The sequence below is a fragment of the Methylomonas sp. LL1 genome, assembly GCF_015711015.1.
In the GTDB taxonomy this organism is placed as follows: domain Bacteria; phylum Pseudomonadota; class Gammaproteobacteria; order Methylococcales; family Methylomonadaceae; genus Methylomonas.
The window spans coordinates 3938895-3955511 of the sequence record NZ_CP064653.1 but is presented as its reverse complement, the minus strand read 5'-3'; the positions used below and the strand labels follow the sequence as shown (position 1 = coordinate 3955511).

At 53.1% G+C, this 16617-nt stretch carries 18 protein-coding genes; 8 read left to right on the top strand and 10 right to left on the bottom strand.

Annotated elements, in window-relative coordinates; all coding sequences use genetic code 11:
* The first annotated feature begins 88 nt into the window (after positions 1–88).
* Genes hemC through IVG45_RS18540 form a run of 4 tightly spaced genes read left to right on the top strand, consistent with a single transcriptional unit; the run spans position 89 to position 4369 of the window.
* The gene (gene hemC, locus IVG45_RS18555) at positions 89–1180 is read left to right on the top strand and encodes a hydroxymethylbilane synthase (RefSeq protein ID WP_442923346.1); all 1092 of its coding nucleotides are present in this window, start codon (positions 89–91) and stop codon (positions 1178–1180) included.
* Complete coding sequence (locus IVG45_RS18550; RefSeq protein WP_196435258.1) at positions 1177–1959, top strand: uroporphyrinogen-III synthase; 783 nt, start codon at positions 1177–1179, stop codon at positions 1957–1959. Before hemC ends, IVG45_RS18550 begins: the two co-directional genes overlap by 4 nt.
* Positions 1943–3115: a uroporphyrinogen-III C-methyltransferase gene (locus IVG45_RS18545; protein ID WP_196435257.1), complete on the top strand. Its 1173-nt coding sequence runs from the start codon at positions 1943–1945 to the stop codon at positions 3113–3115. The genes IVG45_RS18550 and IVG45_RS18545 overlap by 17 nt, the downstream gene beginning before the upstream one ends.
* Positions 3116–3127: 12 nt before the next feature.
* Positions 3128–4369 carry a heme biosynthesis HemY N-terminal domain-containing protein gene (locus IVG45_RS18540; protein ID WP_196435256.1) on the top strand — a complete coding sequence of 414 codons (1242 nt, stop codon included), beginning with the start codon at positions 3128–3130 and terminating at the stop codon, positions 4367–4369.
* A 147-nt stretch (positions 4370–4516) separates the two neighbouring features.
* Here the strand turns inward: IVG45_RS18540 and IVG45_RS18535 are convergent, their stop codons facing one another.
* The 8 genes from IVG45_RS18535 to IVG45_RS18500 all read right to left on the bottom strand — a co-directional run bounded on the left by IVG45_RS18535 (position 4517) and on the right by IVG45_RS18500 (position 11971).
* Positions 4517–5527: a GGDEF domain-containing protein gene (locus IVG45_RS18535; protein ID WP_196435255.1), complete on the bottom strand. Its 1011-nt coding sequence runs from the start codon at positions 5525–5527 to the stop codon at positions 4517–4519.
* A gap of 83 nt (positions 5528–5610) precedes the next feature.
* Positions 5611–7074: a 4-hydroxy-3-polyprenylbenzoate decarboxylase gene (gene ubiD / locus IVG45_RS18530; protein ID WP_196435254.1), complete on the bottom strand. Its 1464-nt coding sequence runs from the start codon at positions 7072–7074 to the stop codon at positions 5611–5613.
* A gap of 256 nt (positions 7075–7330) precedes the next feature.
* Positions 7331–7573, bottom strand: coding sequence for a hypothetical protein (locus tag IVG45_RS18525; protein ID WP_196435253.1), 243 nt, complete (start codon positions 7571–7573; stop codon positions 7331–7333).
* A 324-nt stretch (positions 7574–7897) separates the two neighbouring features.
* Positions 7898–8143, bottom strand: a complete 246-nt coding sequence (locus IVG45_RS18520; RefSeq protein ID WP_196438082.1) for a YfhL family 4Fe-4S dicluster ferredoxin — start codon at positions 8141–8143, stop codon at positions 7898–7900.
* Between the two features lie 3 nt (positions 8144–8146).
* Positions 8147–8632, bottom strand: a complete 486-nt coding sequence (gene coaD / locus IVG45_RS18515; RefSeq protein WP_196435252.1) for a pantetheine-phosphate adenylyltransferase — start codon at positions 8630–8632, stop codon at positions 8147–8149.
* 110 nt (positions 8633–8742) lie between these two features.
* A complete protein-coding gene (gene rsmD / locus IVG45_RS18510; protein WP_196435251.1) occupies positions 8743–9294 on the bottom strand; it encodes a 16S rRNA (guanine(966)-N(2))-methyltransferase RsmD in 552 nt (183 codons plus the stop codon).
* Positions 9295–9297: 3 nt separating this feature from the next.
* Positions 9298–10596 carry a M16 family metallopeptidase gene (locus IVG45_RS18505; RefSeq protein WP_196435250.1) on the bottom strand — a complete coding sequence of 433 codons (1299 nt, stop codon included), beginning with the start codon at positions 10594–10596 and terminating at the stop codon, positions 9298–9300.
* Positions 10586–11971, bottom strand: a complete 1386-nt coding sequence (locus IVG45_RS18500; RefSeq protein WP_196435249.1) for a M16 family metallopeptidase — start codon at positions 11969–11971, stop codon at positions 10586–10588. The genes IVG45_RS18505 and IVG45_RS18500 overlap by 11 nt, the downstream gene beginning before the upstream one ends.
* Before the next feature lie 105 nt (positions 11972–12076).
* Here IVG45_RS18500 and cyoE point away from each other — a divergent pair, with 105 nt between their 5' ends.
* Positions 12077–12967, top strand: coding sequence for a heme o synthase (cyoE, locus tag IVG45_RS18495; protein WP_196435248.1), 891 nt, complete (start codon positions 12077–12079; stop codon positions 12965–12967).
* Positions 12964–13965 (top strand): glycosyl transferase family protein, encoded by a 1002-nt coding sequence (locus tag IVG45_RS18490; protein WP_196435247.1) that lies wholly within the window; start codon positions 12964–12966, stop codon positions 13963–13965. Before cyoE ends, IVG45_RS18490 begins: the two co-directional genes overlap by 4 nt.
* Here IVG45_RS18490 and IVG45_RS18485 read toward each other — a convergent pair.
* Entirely contained in the window at positions 13957–14601 is a 645-nt protein-coding gene (locus IVG45_RS18485) for a PilZ domain-containing protein (protein WP_196435246.1), read from the bottom strand. The genes IVG45_RS18490 and IVG45_RS18485 overlap by 9 nt on opposite strands.
* 43 nt (positions 14602–14644) lie before the next feature.
* Here IVG45_RS18485 and IVG45_RS18480 point away from each other — a divergent pair, with 43 nt between their 5' ends.
* Positions 14645–15235, top strand: coding sequence for a transglycosylase SLT domain-containing protein (locus IVG45_RS18480; RefSeq protein ID WP_196435245.1), 591 nt, complete (start codon positions 14645–14647; stop codon positions 15233–15235).
* 183 nt (positions 15236–15418) lie between these two features.
* A complete protein-coding gene (locus IVG45_RS18475; protein WP_196435244.1) occupies positions 15419–15835 on the top strand; it encodes an FKBP-type peptidyl-prolyl cis-trans isomerase in 417 nt (138 codons plus the stop codon).
* A 168-nt stretch (positions 15836–16003) separates the two neighbouring features.
* Here the strand turns inward: IVG45_RS18475 and IVG45_RS18470 are convergent, their stop codons facing one another.
* Positions 16004–16546 carry a C40 family peptidase gene (locus IVG45_RS18470; protein WP_196435243.1) on the bottom strand — a complete coding sequence of 181 codons (543 nt, stop codon included), beginning with the start codon at positions 16544–16546 and terminating at the stop codon, positions 16004–16006.
* Positions 16547–16617 lie beyond the last annotated feature (71 nt).

Below are 16617 nucleotides of genomic sequence, written 5' to 3'. Positions count from 1 at the left end.
ATGACACATTCAATGCCAAAACATCCTGGCGCCCGCCAAAGTAGTGGGCTCGCGCGGCCAGAGATTCGCTTTAAAAACCAAAGCCCCCATGGATACCATCCTAGCCGTATCGGCAATCGGCAACCAGCTCGAAGCAATAGAATTAAGTTCTAAAGAATTTCATCGGCGAATCGGATTACAATACCGCTATTTATTTTCAGGTAGCCTGGTAGAACAGGTTTTCTGGTTTCGTCCTCAACCGGCGGGAATTATTTTGACTGAAAAAGTTATTCGAATCGCAACCCGGCAAAGCCCGTTGGCCTTGTGGCAGGCCGAACATGTCGCCCTGCGGCTGCAACAGGCGTTTCCAAACTTGAAAACCGAATTGGTAAAAATGGTGACTCGCGGCGATAAAATCCTCGACGCGCCGCTGGCCAAGGTCGGCGGTAAGGGTTTGTTCGTCAAGGAACTGGAGCAAGGCATGCTGGAAGGCAGCGCCGATATTGCGGTACATTCGATGAAGGATGTACCGGTGGAATTTCCGGAAGGCCTCCATCTGGCGGTGATCCTTGAGCGCGAGGATCCGACCGATGCCTTTGTATCGAACAAATACCGCAATCTGGCCGAATTGCCGTCCAATGCCCGTATCGGCACGTCGAGCCTACGCCGGCAATGCCAAATCAAGGAAAAATTCCCGAACGCGGAGATTTTGAGTCTGCGCGGCAACGTCAATACTCGTTTGGCTAAACTGGATGCCGGCGAATATGACGCCATCATTCTGGCATCCGCCGGCTTGAAACGCTTAGGGATGGCGGAACGCATCACCTCCGCTTTGTCACCCGGCGAAAGTCTGCCGGCCATGGGACAAGGCGCTATCGGCATCGAATGCCGGATCGACGATGCGCAAATTCATGACTATTTAAAGGTATTGCACGACGAGGACACCAGCATCCGAGTCAGCGCCGAACGCGCCATGAACGCCCGCCTGAACGGCGGCTGCCAGGTGCCGATCGCCGGTTTCGCCGAAATCCAAGGCGACCGATTGTATATGCGCGGTTTGGTCGGCAGCCCGGACGGCACATTACTGTATCGCTCCGAAGCCGATAGCCCACTGGACCGGGCCGAACAATTGGGACACATGATCGCCGACGATTTGCTCAAACAAGGCGCGGATAAAATTTTGCGCGAGTTGTATCAGTGACATCCGGCCTAAACGGCGCGCAAATTCTGGTCACTCGTCCGGCGGCACAAGCCGACACATTGTGCGGATTGATACAGCAACAGGGCGGCAAGGCTTTACGCTTCCCCACCCTGGAAATCCGGCCGGCACCGGTCGATGACGAAGCGATAGAAAATGCCCTCGGCAGTGATTGGTTGATTTTTACCAGCACCAATGCCGTGGATTTTGCGTTGAAGGCGTTAGATGGCAAAATGCAGCGTCTGCAAACGGCGAGAATTGCCGCCGTCGGGCCAACCACGGCTAATGCATTACGGCAAGCCGGGCTCAGCGTGGCTTGCGTACCGGAAACCGAGTTTACTAGCGAAGGCCTGCTGGCCCAAGTGGCCATGCGACAGGTTGACGCCAAACATATTACGCTTGTGCGCGGTGTCGGTGGCCGGGAAAAATTGGCGGAAACCTTGCGAAGTCGCGGTGCCACGATCGGCTATCTGGAAGTGTATTGCCGGCAGCGGCCAGACATCGACAATAGCCCGCTGATTGACCAATTACGCGCCGGCACTTTAGCCGCAACCACCATCACCAGCGGCGAGGCCTTGCAAAACCTGCTGGCGATGCTGGATACGGCATCGGCGGCCCTGCTGCGGAAGCTGCCGTTGGTCGTGGTCAGCGACAGGATAGGACAACAAGCGCAACAACTGGGCTTTGAACATATTGCAGTCAGCCTGCAGCCAACGGATGCTGCAATTTTAGAGACATTGACGACGTTATTGAACGGGGAAAACAGTGGCCGAAGTAATTGAAGAACAACAAGAAAAACAAGCCCCGGTGGTGGTGATTAAAAAGTCTCGCGCCGGTTTGTGGATAGGCATCACTTCCATCACGCTGGTGATCGCCCTGGCCGCCGCCGGGTTTTACTTTATGCAACAGTTACGCGCCACCCAAGACACCGAAAACAGCCAGGATAGCCTGAGACTGATTGAGGTCGACAAGCAACTGAACGTGCTACAACAACAACTTTCCGGGCTGCAATCTCAAATCGCCAACGTCAATGCCGAAATGACCGGCAAGGACAATCATTTCACCCAAACCCTGACCGATTTCTCCAAACTGCATGAAGAGCACCTGAATACCGCCCGCAAGGAACTGGAAGCATCGATCCTGGTGCTGCAACGCCAACTTGGCAAAACCCGCGGCGACTGGCTGTTGGCGGATGCCGAATATTTGCTCAGCGTGGCCAATCAACGTTTGCATCTGGTGGGCGATATTGAAACCACCCGCCAAGCGCTGGAAGCCGCCGATCAACGCCTCAGAGAAAGCGGCGACGCCTCGGTCTTTAAAGTACGCGAACAAATCGCCAAGGAAATCGCCCTGTTAAACGGTGTGGTAGTACCGGATATTGTCGGCATTTATTCCGGCATCCAACATTTGCAGGACGCCGTGGAAGGATTGGCGGTATTCCTGCCGCATGCGGGCAAACAACCAGAAAAGACCGAAGCCCCGCAGGATCTTTCCGAACATGGTCACGAAATCCTGGATCAAGTCGCCAAGCAATTGGAAGGCTATGTGGTGTTGCGTCACACCGAACAACCGGTCAACGCCATTCTGACACCGGAAGAAGCGCACTTCATCAAACAACAGCTGAAAGTCAGGCTGGAAATGATCGAAATTGCCCTGGTACAACAAAACGATACCTTGTTTACCAGCAGCATTGCCGATGCCAAGCAGTGGCTGAAGAAAAACTTTGCCGAAAACCCGAAAACCGATCAATTCATCGCCGAACTGGACAAATTGTCCGGCGTGCAATTGAAAAGCCAGTATCCCGATGTCAGCGGTTCGTTGAAATTATTGAAAGACATCAGCAAGTTGCGCCTAGAAACCGACAAAGCCGTACTACCCGAGCCAGCATCGATCGCAACTCCAGCCAGTTCCGAGCAACCTGGCACCGGCCAGCAATAAGCGAGCCGTATCATGAAAAACTTACTGTATTTCGCTGCATCCCTGTTAACCGCGGTTGCCGCGGCATTTGCACTGCATAGCTGGCTGGCCAAACACAATGATCCCGGCTATGTATTGATCGGTTTCGGGCACTGGTCCCTGGAAACCTCGTTAACCGTATTCACCGTGGCCTTGGTGCTCGGCTTCTTTGCCTTGTACAGTTTTTTCCGCTTGCTGGGCGTTTTGTTGCGCATGCCGGGGCAGTTTTCCAAGCGCCGGCGCAACATCAAATTCAACCGCTCGCAGGAAGCGTTGGTCGCCGGCCTGTTCGACGCGGCTGACGGCAACTGGGAGAGTGCCGAAAGGATATTGATCAAGCACGCGGCCAACAGCGGCGCGCCCTTGCTGCATTATTTGACCGCCGCCCGCGCCGCCCAATCGCGTGGCGCGCTGGACAAACGCGATGAATATCTGCAAAAAGCCGCCGAACAATCTTCGGATAACAGCTTGACCGTCGGCTTGACCCAAGCCGAACTGCATATGTCCGAACAGCAATTCGAGCAAGCACTGGAAACGCTGGGCAAGCTACAGTCGATAGATCCTAGCCATGCCCGCGTATTAAAAATGATGCACCAGGCTTACCAGCATATCGGCGACTGGGAAGGCTTGAGCAAGTTGTTGCCGTCGCTGCAACAAAACAAAGTCCTGATGGAAACCGAAGTCAAGCTACTGCAAACCAAAACCTATAGCAGCTTATTGAAAAAAGCCGCGGCCCAAAACGACGAAGCCGCCGTTCAAGCTTGCTGGAACGAAATTCCCGATCACATCAAAACCCTACCCGGTATTGCCAACATCTACTTTGCGGCCATGATAGCCAGCGGTGCCGGCAGCGGCATGGAACAAGCCATCATCAAGCAGTTGAGCAAACATTGGGATGCCACCCTGCTGGAACTGTATTCCAACATCGAAACCGACAACAATGCCAGACAATTGCAAACCGCCGAACAATGGCTGGCGGTTTATCCCAACGACCCAACCTTACTCAAGGTTCTGGGCAAACTGGCACAAAAAGTCGGTCAAATGGAAAAATCCGAACAATATTTACTGAAAAGTCTCAATATAGAAACCACGGTGGGCGCTTATCAGTTATTGGGCGAAGTGATGTTTAGCCAAGGCGACAAGGATAAAGCCTGCGATTATTTCAAACAGGGCCTGGAACTGGCTTCCAACGAAGTCATCACCCAAGTGGAAACCATCGCCGCCACTTCAGCTTAGGTAATTTATGGCAATAAATTTACCCAATCCCAAAAAACGGTCGTTGACTGCCCACCAAGAAAACTATTGTTGACTAAGCGGAGTCGAAGTCAATTATTCGCTTCGACTCCGCTCAGCAAACGATATATAAAGAGCATGGGCCTGGTTCTAAAATAAATCAGGCTCGCTCTCCATGTTGTCGAGACTAAGCTGGGCGGTTTTCTCATAAACCACCACTTGATTCCGGCCGTTGCCCTTGGCGTGATACAGCGCCTTATCCGCCCTATCCAACAAAATCGATGGCATGATGGCGGTATCGATATGCGTCATGCCTATGCTGACAGTCACCTTGCCCACCGTCGGAAAAGCATATTCTTCAATGCGCTTTCGAAAACGCTCGAACACCGCTTCGGCATTGGCCTGATCGGACAAATTCAAAATCACCACAAATTCCTCGCCGCCGAAACGAAATAAAAAGTCGTTGTAGCGAAAATGCTTTTCCATCAACTGGCTGAAAATCAACAGCACTTCGTCGCCGTATAAATGGCCGAAAGTATCATTGATCCGCTTGAAATGATCGATATCCAGCATCGCGAACCAGGAACTTTTACTCAGTTGCGGATTGAGCGGCGGTTGCTTTAGGTAATATTCGCAGATTTGCATCAATCGGCTGTCAAACGACTGCCGATTAGGCAGCTTGGTCAGCGTATCCCGCTCCTTGCTGTCATGCAGCCCAACCAAGTTTTGAAAAAGCTTGATCAAACTCGCCAGTAATTCCAGCATATCCCGATCGAATTTCCCCCGCAGCAATAGTGCCCGATTGGGCCCCGCCCCCTCGCGCACGGAAGCCACCACCCGGGTAAAAAAGCCATCCTGGTCAGGCTCGCTCGGCACCAGGTCATTGGCGCGATTGAAATCGGCCAACAAGCCGTCATGTTCCTCGCTGGCTTCCTCGGTCAAATCAATGGGAAAACGCCGGACCAGTTGCTCGCAGACCGAACAGGTTTCGCAGGCTTTTCGGTTTTTGCCGCCATACACTTCGTAAGCAGTGGCCTGCTCGACCCGCGGCAATTGCGTCAGCAAGTCGATGAAGCTATGTGTCAATGAGTGGTAATCAGGCTGCAAGGTCAGCTGATTCACCCATGCAAAAATTTGTTGCTGGCTGATGCCGGTCGTCATGTATTGCTCATTAAATGAAATAGATTCTAAGAATAGCAGTGGAAAATGTCATCTATTCGCGCAATTGCCGCCACTGAAAACTATCAATCAAACAAGGTTTCCCACATCGCATCGACCTTCTTGATTACATCCTCGCTCATCACGATGGGTCTGCCCCATTCGCGGCTGGTTTCTCCCGGCCATTTGTTGGTGGCGTCGAAGCCAACCTTGGAACCCAGGCCGGACACCGGCGACGCGAAATCCAGGTAATCGATGGGCGTGTTTTCCAGTATGGTCAAATCGCGGGCCGGATCCATGCGGGTGGTGATGGCCCAGATCACGTCCTGCCAGTTGCGCACATCGACGTCGTCATCGACCACGATCACGAATTTGGTGTACATGAACTGGCGCAAATAAGACCAGGTACCCAGCATGACTCGCTTGGCGTGGCCGGCGTACTGTTTCTTCATGCTGATCACCGCCATCCGGTATGAACAGCCTTCCGGCGGCAGATAAAAATCGACGATTTCCGGGAATTGCTTCTGCAATATCGGCACGAAAACTTCGTTCAGCGCCACGCCTAGGATCGCCGGTTCATCGGGCGGGCGGCCGGTGTAGGTGCTGTGATAAATCGGCACCTGGCGCTGGGTGATACGTTCAATGGTGAATACCGGAAACTCGTCGACCTCGTTGTAGTAACCGGTATGGTCGCCATACGGGCCTTCCGGCGCGGTTTCGCCCGGATAGATGAATCCTTCCAGCACGATTTCGGCGCTGGCCGGCACCTGCAGGTCGTTGCTCAGACACTTGGCGACTTCGGTCTTGCTGCCGCGTAGCAGCCCGGCGAAGGCGTATTCGGACAAGGAGTCCGGCACCGGCGTCACCGCCGCCAATATCGTCGCCGGGTCGGCGCCCAAGGCCACTGCGACTGGAAACGGCTTACCCCGATGTTTTTCCTGCCATTCCTTGAAGTCCAGCGCGCCGCCGCGATGCGCCAGCCAGCGCATAATGACTTTGTTTTTGCCTATCACCTGTTGGCGATAAATGCCCAGATTTTGCCGGTCCTTGTTTGGCCCCTTGGTGATCACCAGTGGCCAGGTAATCAGCGGCGCGGCGTCTTCCGGCCAGCAGGTCTGAATCGGGTAGTCGGCCAGATCGATTTCGTCGCCTATACGGATCACCTCCTGACAGGGCGGCGAATTAATAAGCTTGGGAGCCATATTCAACACCTGCTTGAACACCGGCAGCTTTTCCATCGCATCCTTCATGCCTTTAGGCGGCTCCGGTTCCTTCAAATAGGCCAATAGTTCGCCGATGCCGCGCAGTTCGGAAACATCCTTGGCGCCCATCCCCATCGCCACCCGCTTGGGCGTGCCGAACAGATTGCCGAGCACGGCGATATTGGAACCTTTGACGTTCTCGAACAACAGCGCCGGGCCACCCTGTTTCAGCACCCGGTCGCAAATCACCGTCATCTCCAGCAGCGGATCGACCTCGGCCTTTATCCGCTTAAGCTCCCCTTGCTTTTCCAATTGCTGGATAAAATCTCTCAGATCTTTATATTTCATGACGTCGGGATGGATTGATGTAATTCAAGACAGGCGATTAATCTAGGCATTTCGACTCAATTTTTTAGATAAAGCCGGTTAAGAATTCAGGCTAAAAGCATTAGTACCGCACGGAGCGGCACCGATAAAGGCGGTGTCATATGCTTGCAACCTGTTTGCGGTTTGAGCGACGGCAAGCCCTGATATAAGACAAACTGATACAAGGCGCCGGCATACCTCGATGCGCGCATGCTCGAGATACACCAGGCCGTCAAAATTAGGCTTCGCCGGCCAGCAACTCTTCCAGGCTAGGCAAGGATTGGTCGGCTTTGGTGCGCGCCTTATAGAAATCGACAAATTCCATAAATGCTTGCTCCAGGTCTTCCAGGACTTCTTGCTCATCCTCAATCTCCTCATCGGCGATTTCTCCCGACTCCAGATAATCTTTTTGAATAGCAATTTCGCCGTTTAACGATAGCAAGGCAAGGATCAGGGCGTTATTGGAAATATTTTCTGGCATGATGGTCTCGTGGGTTGGGATTAAAGAAGGGAAACTTTGCCGCTGATCAAGGCAGCGGGATTGAAATGTAACTAATTGTAACGCATAGCGGCTTGCCGATACCACGCTTCTGACCAATCAATCGCATTTGGGATTGATTCAGCGCGAATCACTAACCATTGTCTAAATGGCCGATTAACGATAATGGCAATTAGGGCATGAATTTATCCCCCCAAACCTCCCTTTTCAGTTACCGATATTCGAATGCCCTGTACAAGGGGCGAATTCGTTCGCCCCAATGAATTCAGGGAAATTATTTCCAACCAAATCCTCAACCAAAAGCAATCAGCGAGTCAGACGCAGATACTTTTCGTGCAAACCGGCCTGATTTTCGACATGATCGGGATCCTTGCTAATACAATCGACCGGACACACCTCCATGCATTGCGGCTTGTCATGGTGTCCGACGCACTCGGTGCATAGATCGGGATTAATCACATAAATATCCTGCCCTTGGGAAATGGCGCCATTAGGGCATTCCGGTTCACAAACATCACAATTGATGCATTCATCGCTAATAATAAGGGCCATCATTTACTCCGATCTAAATTTACTGATTAACTGTTGTCTTACGCTTTCCGGCACGAAACTCGATACGTCGCCATTTAACTTGGCGATTTCCCGGATCATGCTGGAAGAAATAAATTCGTATTGTTCGGCCGGCGTCAAAAACACGGTTTCGATATTCGGCGCCAACCTGCGGTTCATGCCCGCCAATTGAAATTCGTATTCAAAATCCGATACCGCTCGTAAGCCTCGAATAATGACACTAGCCCCATGCTGCTTGGAGCACTCAACCAACAAATTATTAAAGCCGATAACTTGTACATTGGAAAATTCGCCGACCACGCCTTCGATCAAACTTACCCGCTCTTCCAGCGTAAACAGAGGTTGCTTCCCGCGACTTTCGGCCACGGCGACGATAATGTTGTCATACAGCCGCGACGCTCTGTGAATCAGATCGAGGTGGCCATTGGTAATCGGGTCGAAGGTTCCCGGATAAATTGCGGTGATTTGCATGTGAATAGTTAAATTGTGGGAGGGCGGATTTTAAAGCATCCGCCCAATAAAAGCAGTCGGCAATAGGCTTGCCTCGTGGCTAAAAAAAGATTGCCGTCCTTGTTGACTGCCTATTGACGTTGAAACAAGTTGTAACTGACATCGCCGGCGACTTTATGTTTCAACAAGCGCCAATCGGCCGGCAGGCCGTCGAGTACCAATGAGCGCTCGGCTTCGATGTAGATTTTGCCGTAGGCTGCCAGCAAGCCAGTCTCGGCCAGCTGCCGGCAGGTCGGTTGAATCAGGCCTTGCCCAAACGGCGGATCCAAAAAGATCAAATCGAAGGGTTCGCCGCGGTTTTGAATAAACCGAGCTACATCCATTTGCACGACTGCAACATTTTCCGCCGCCAACGCCCGGCAATTTTCTCCGAGCTTTTGGCAAGTCTTGGGATTATTTTCCACCTGCACCACGCGGCGGGCGCCACGGGAAGCAGCCTCGAAACCCAAGGCGCCGCTGCCGGCAAATAAATCCAGACAGCGGCTACCCATCACATCGGCTTGCAACCAATTGAACAAGGTTTCCCTGACCCGCGACGGCGTGGGCCGCAACCCCGGCGCATCGTCGAAAACGATGACCCGGCTGCGCCATTCGCCGCCGATGATACGCAGCTTGCTACTCATCCGTTAGTTGCCACCACCAACCGTGACGGTTTGCAGCCATTCAGGCCGTATCCGGCGTTGAAAGGCATCCTTGATGTCCGCCACCGTCACTGCTTCGACCTTGGCCGGAAACTGGTCCAGATAATCCAGCGGCTGTTGATAAAAGCCGATCATGGTCACGTATTCGGTCAGCTTGCTGTTGTTGTCGGTGCGCAGGGCAAAACCGCCGGTAATGTTTTTCTTCGCCGCCTGTAACTCGGCCTCGGTCGGGCCGTTTTTGATGAAGTCATTCAGCGTAGCGTTCATCACCTCAATGGCTTGGCCGGTCTGGTCGTTACGGGTTTGCAGGCTCACGATGAATGGCCCCTCCCGGTACAACGGCGTGAACTGGCTGGACGCGCTATAAGCCAAGCCGCGCTTTTCCCGCACCTCATCAAACAATTTCGACACTAGGCTGCCGCCGCCCAAAATATGGTTGCCGACATACAAGGTGAAATAATCCGGATCCTTGCGATAGGTGCCGGGCATGCCTGACAACACGTGAGTCTGGCTGGAGGGAAAGTCTATGCGTTGCAATCCGGACTGCGTCGGCATCGCCACTGGCGGAATTTCGGCCGGCTTTTCACCCACCGGCAAGCCGGCGATCAACTTTTCCGCTATCTGTTCGGCCTGTTGCCTTTCCAAATCGCCCACCAACACCACAATGGCATTGGACGATACATAGTGTTTTTTGTAAAACGCTTTTAAATCGTCGGCTTCGAATCCGGCCACGGTTTCTACCATGCCTTCCTCGGGATGGGCATAAGGATGATCTTGATACAAGGCCTTGTTGAAGGCGATGCTAGCCAATGCCCCAGGCGATTCTTCCCGATGTTTCAGCCCGGCCAGGGTTCGGCCCTTTTCGCGTTGAAAATCGTCCTCGTTGAAGCGCGGCTGAGTCAATAAGGTTTGAAAAGTCGAGAAGGCGGTATCGAACAGAGCCTTGTCGGTCAAACTACGCAGCGACAACCAGGCCATGTCTTCGGACACGCCGGCGGAATAGGCCGCACCCACCGAGTCGAAGCGGTTGGCGATTTCATCGGCATTCCAGTCGCCGGCACCGGTATCCAGCATGGCCGATGTCAACGCCGCCAAACCGAATTGGGCACCGTCGCGAGCGCTGCCGGCATCGAACGCCACCCGAATATCGACCATCGGCAGACTTGGCGTTTGCACAAAATACACCCTTGTGCCTTGCGTGGTTTGCCAATGTTGAATATTTACCCCGGCCCAACCGAGTTGGCTCAAGCACAACAAACACAAACCTATCAAATTAAAACGCATGGCGACCTCCTATCGTTTTGCCGGCTTTTGGGGTTTCGGTGATGGGCTGCGGATCGAGATAAGCCACGGTTAGTGTATCCTCGACCAGGTATTTACGCGCCACCTCGCGCACTTGTTCGGCCGTGACCCGATTGATGTTTTGTACATAGTCGTCGGCTTTTTGCCAACCTATGCCCACCGTCTCCAGCAGGCCTATTTGCATGGCCTGATAAAAATTGGAATCTTTTTGATAAATATCGTTCGCCAATACTTGGGCCTTGATCCGCTGCAACTCGTCCTTGCCGACCAGTTCGTTTTGCAGTTGGTACACTTCATCCTTCAAGGCATATTCCAGATCGAACACGCTCTTGCCTTCGGCCGGGGTGGCTTCCAGTAAAAACATTTCCGGCAGACGGGAGGTCATGTCGTAAGCGGCACCGGCCGATACGGCGATCTCCTTGCCGCGTATCAGGCGCGAAGTCAACCGGGCACCGTTACCGCCATCCAATATGCCGGCCAGCACTTCCAGAGCGTAGGCTTCCCATTCCGGTTTAGCGCTGTTCAGCACCGGCACTTTATAGCCCATCATCAGATAAGGCAGTTTGGCCGGAGCCTTGACGCTGATTTTACGCACGCCTTTTTGTTCGATTTCGGCTTGCGGTTTGATCGGTTTGATTTCGCTGGGTTTCAAACCGGCGAAATACTGCTCGGCCAATTTGATCGTTTGCGGGCCATTGACATCGCCCACCACCACCAACGTGGCATTGTTGGGGGCATACCATTGACGATACCAGGCTTGCAGGTCTTCGACCTTGTAATTGGCGATGTCGGATGGCCAGCCGATGACCGGATTTTTATAAGGGCTATTGGCAAAAGCCACCGCGTTGAACTGTTCCTGCATTTTGGCGCGAGGCTTGTCTTCGGTACGCATGCGCCGCTCTTCGGTGACGACCTGCAATTCTTTTTCCAACTCCTCGGCTCTCAAATCCAGATTGCGCATCCGGTCGGCTTCCAGTTTGAAGCTGATTTCCAACCGCGACTTTTCCAGAGTTTGGAAATAAGCCGTGTAATCGTTGCCGGTAAAGGCATTTTCCTGGCCGCCGTTCTCGGCGATGATGCGGGAAAACTCGCCGGCCGGATATTGCTGGGTGCCTTTGAACATCATGTGTTCCAGCATGTGCGAAATGCCGGTGATGCCGCCCGGCTCGTAACTACCGCCGACCTTGTACCAGACTTGAGACACCACCACCGGCGCGCGATGGTCCTCCTTGACCAGAATTTTCAAGCCATTGGCAAAAACTTGTTCATGCACCTTGCCGTCTTGGGCATGAGCGGACAACGCTGGACAAAGCAGCATCAGTGCCGCAAGCCCCGGTTTCATCAATTCCAAATTCATAACTCCCTCGTTGATAGAAAAAATGAGCGCCTGTGACGATTTTAATAATCAAAGGTTCACTGTTATTCTATATGCTTAACGCCTAAAGAACCTATTCGGAAGCGAATGACAAGCCAAACAGCCACACTGCACTGGAAAAATTATCTGGAACTCTGCAAACCCAGGGTTGTTGCTTTGATCGTGTTTACCGCTATCGTCGGCATGCTGCTGGCTGTGCCGGGCCTGCCACCCCTGGCCGATTTTCTCTACGGCACTATCGGCATTGCGCTGGCCGCTTCATCCGCCGCCGCCATCAACCATTTCATCGACCAAAAGGCCGACGCCGAAATGGCCCGCACCAAACATCGGCCACTGCCGACCGGCGAGTTGAGTTCACATCATGTACTGATATTCGCGGCCATTATCGGCGCACTAGCCATGGCTTTGCTGATTTTAAAAATCAACGCGCTAACGGCTTTCCTGACCTTTTTGTCGCTAATCGGTTATGCGGTGATTTACACGGTTTATTTGAAAAAAATGACGCCGCAAAACATCGTGATCGGCGGTATAGCCGGCGCCGCGCCACCGTTATTAGGCTGGACCGCCATCACCGGCGAAATCCATCCGCATGCCTTGTTGCTGGTATTGATCATTTTCGTCTGGACCCCGCCGCATTTCTGGGCGCTGGCCATCGCCCGCCGCGAGGAATACGCCAAAGTCTCCATTCCGATGCTGCCGGTTACCCATGGCGTCGAATTTACCCGGCTGCAAATCCTGCTGTATACCATTCTGCTACTGATCACCACGCTGCTGCCCTATCTGACCGGCATGAGCGGGCTGATTTATCTGTTATCGGCTCTGGTTCTGGGACTGGGATTTTTGTATTACGCCGTGCAGATGATGCGTAAAAAAGACAATAAAACCGCGATGCGCACCTTCGGCTATTCGATTGTGTATCTGATGCTGATTTTCGCCGCCTTGCTAATCGACCACTATTTCCCGCTGTCGCTGTCATGACCCTATCCGAACCAGAACACCCCTTCGCCGAATTCATCAAAATTCTGGGTAAAGGCAAGAAGGGTTCGCGCCCATTAACCCAGGACGAAGCCTATCGAGCCATGAAAATGATCCTGGCCGACCAAGTTCTGCCGATTCAGCTCGGCGCTTTTTTGATGCTGATGCGGATCAAGGAAGAAACCTGCGAGGAACTGGCCGGCTTTGTCTTGGCGGCCAGGGAAAGTTTTCAATTTCAACCTAAGGTTCAGGTCGATCTGGATTGGTCGTCCTATGCCGGCAAGCGGCGTCATCTGCCCTGGTTTTTGCTGTCGACATTTTTGTTGGCCGAAAACGGCATCAAGGTATTCATGCACGGCGCCGGCGGCCACACCCAGGGCCGGATATATACCGAAAAAGTCCTGCAATTCTTAGGTCTGAGTCCCGCCGGTTCGTTGGCCGAAGCCGAACAGCAATTGCTCGCCGCCAACTTCAGCTATCTATCGCTGCGGCATATCTGTCCACAGCTTTACGATATGATCAACCTACGCCCGCTGATGGGGCTGCGTTCGCCGGTACACACCCTGGTTAGGCTATTGAACCCATTCAACGCCGACCACAGCATTCAAGGCATATTCCATCCCAGCTACCGACAAGTCCACCAAAAAGCCGCATTGTTGCTGGGTGAGCGCAATATGGCGGTGCTGAAGGGCGAGGGCGGCGAAACCGAACGCAATCCGGACGTGGAGTGTCTGGTGCAAAGCGTCAGCCAGGGCGAGTTGATGGACGACCCATGGCCGGCCTTGTTTGCGCGCCGGCACATGAAGGACGAGGAACTGAACCCGCAACAACTGGCGTCGTTATGGCAAGGCATATTGGAAGACGAGTTTGCCGAGGCTACCGTGATCGGCACGACCGCCGTAGCCTTGAAACTACTCGGAAAAGCCGATAATCAACAAGATGCGCATGCCCTGGCCCAGGAATACTGGTCGGCCCGTAACCGCCGACGCCTTTTAGGCTAACAGAGGTTCGTCACGGACAAAACGCGGCACTCCTGGAATGACATCGCGCTTCAGATGCATATATTTTAAACCCAGCAAGGCCGAGTCGCCGTTGCGATCCACCCAAATCACTTCCGCTTCCCCTTGCAGGTCGAGATGCTTGAAGATGAAGTGAACCAACGCACCGGTTTTGGCATCGACTTGGCCGGGAATCCGAACCATTAAACCATCCACCGAGACATTTTCGGTATTGAAAGCGTAGACGGTTTCGTTGATGATGATCTGGCCGGCGGCCGTCATATTCTTACGGTAGGCTCTACGGTTATACAACAGATTATCGACATCGTAGGACAGGTTACGGAATTCGACACCAACCTGTACACAGCCGTCGACCGTCTCGACCCTGACCACCTCCGCTTCACCCGCCACCCTTATATCGGGTAGATAGATATCGACCAACGGTGAAACTTGCAGACTCCTAAAAATGTCTTTCACGTCATGTGCCACGGTATCATATTTCAGCTCCGCCAACAGGCCTGTTACAGAAAGATTGATCACATTAAATTGATGCTCTTCGAAGCCAAGATAAATAAGCCCCGTGCTGCGGAGATTTTTGCGATAGGCGCGCTTTTCGGCTATTGGCGTGTCGTTCATCATGGCATTCACCTCAAAAAATTACCGAACGCGGAGTTCAAGTGGAATGAAAATTAAGTTCTTAATACTGGCTAGCTTAGCCATTTTATCCGCCTGCGCAACATTGCCGCCTAAAAACTCCAACAATATTTGCCAAATATTCCTGGAAAAGGACGACTGGTATCAAGCCACATTGGCGGCCTCCCGCCGCTGGGGCGTGCCGATAGCGGTACAAATGTCGATTATTCAGCAGGAATCCAGCTTCGTCAACGATGCCGAGCCGCCCAGACCCACGATCCTTGGATTCATCCCCTGGTTCCGCTCCAGTAGCGCCTACGGCTATCCGCAGGCGCAAGATGGCACCTGGTCCGATTATCAGCGCCAAACCGGCAACAATTGGGCCGACCGGGAGGACTTTGCCGATAGCTGCGACTTTGTGGCCTGGTATTGCGCCATCAGCCACCAAAAGCTCGGCATCCCAACCTCCGACGCCCGCAATCTGTATCTAGCCTACCACGAAGGCCACAACGGCTATCGCCGGCAAAACCACCAAAACAAACGCTGGTTATTGAATACCGCGCAAAAAGTCGATCAGCGGGCCTGGATGTACGATGCGCAATTAGCCACTTGCAGACAGGAGTTGGAAAGCGAAAACTGATACACTAAAACCTCCATTTCGTACCGCGACGCAGTGATCCGCGTGTCCCCACTGCTCTGGCCGGTTACGATTTGGAAATACGCTTAAATAATAAATAATGACCTTTTTTATCCGGAGTATCCCTTGAAATCTACACGAAACCGCGTCATTGCCACTTTCATCGCTTTTATTATAGGATTTGTTATGTTTTCCATGGCCAACGCCACCCCTGACGAAAATAAAGCCGCCGGCGAAAAATTCCTGAAGGACAACGCCCAAAATGCCGGTGTCACCACCACCGCCAGCGGCCTGCAATATCAAGTATTCACCGAAGGCACGGGCCTAGCCCCTAAAGCCACCGACAATGTCACCGTCCATTACAAAGGCACCACTATCGACGGCAAAGAATTCGACAGCTCATACAGCCGTGGCGCGCCGGCCACCTTCCCGCTAAACCGTGTTATTGCCGGCTGGACCGAAGGTTTGCAATTGATGAAAGAAGGCGCCAAATACCGTTTCTTCATCCCTTCCAACCTGGCTTATGGCGAACGCGGCGCCGGCCGAGACATCGGTCCGAATGCGGCATTGATTTTCGATGTGGAATTAATCAAGGTCAATTGATCCTGACTTGGTTTAGGCGTCGGATTGACCGCTGGCAACCCCTCCGCAAACCGACGCCTGTCGTTCTCCCACACACCCCGCCGCCAAGAGAGTTGGAAAAAACCGGTCATCATTGCGCGAGAGAATGGAATCTCGGAATCGAAGCGCCGAACTAAGCTCGAAGTAACACTACTGAATAGCGCAAATACCGTCCAGCACCGTGTTTTGCGACAATGACTGAAACTGCTGCGGGCGGCGGACAGCCATGAAGCGTTCACGCCAATAGGGTTGCCTCAAGCTGGACAGCATCACCCGCCCGGTGCGGGCGCTGGGGGCATGCACAAAGTTGTCGTCTCCGACATAAATGCCGACATGCGAAAAAGGTTTGTCGGTATTGAAAAACAATAAATCGCCGGGCAGCCGCTGATCGGGGTTTACGCCCGGCAGCTGGCGAGCCAGAGACTGGGTAGTGCGCGGTAACCGCAACCCCTGCTGGTCATAGACATACACCACCAACCCGCTGCAGTCGAAACCTTCCCGCGGCGACTTTCCGCCATAGACATAAGGATGGCCTTGCAATTGCATCGCGTCGGCCACCGCCCTGGCGTTACCCATCCCGGCCGGATAAATGCCGGCCACGGGGGGCTTGTCGGTGCTGGCACAACCGGACAGCAGCAACATCAGCAATACCAAGGATAAATTCAGATGATGGCGGAGAAAATACAACAACATAGGTATCGACTAATTGGTTAACCGAGCTAATTATAGACCGAATCGGCTTACCTGCCGGCTGATCAAAGGTA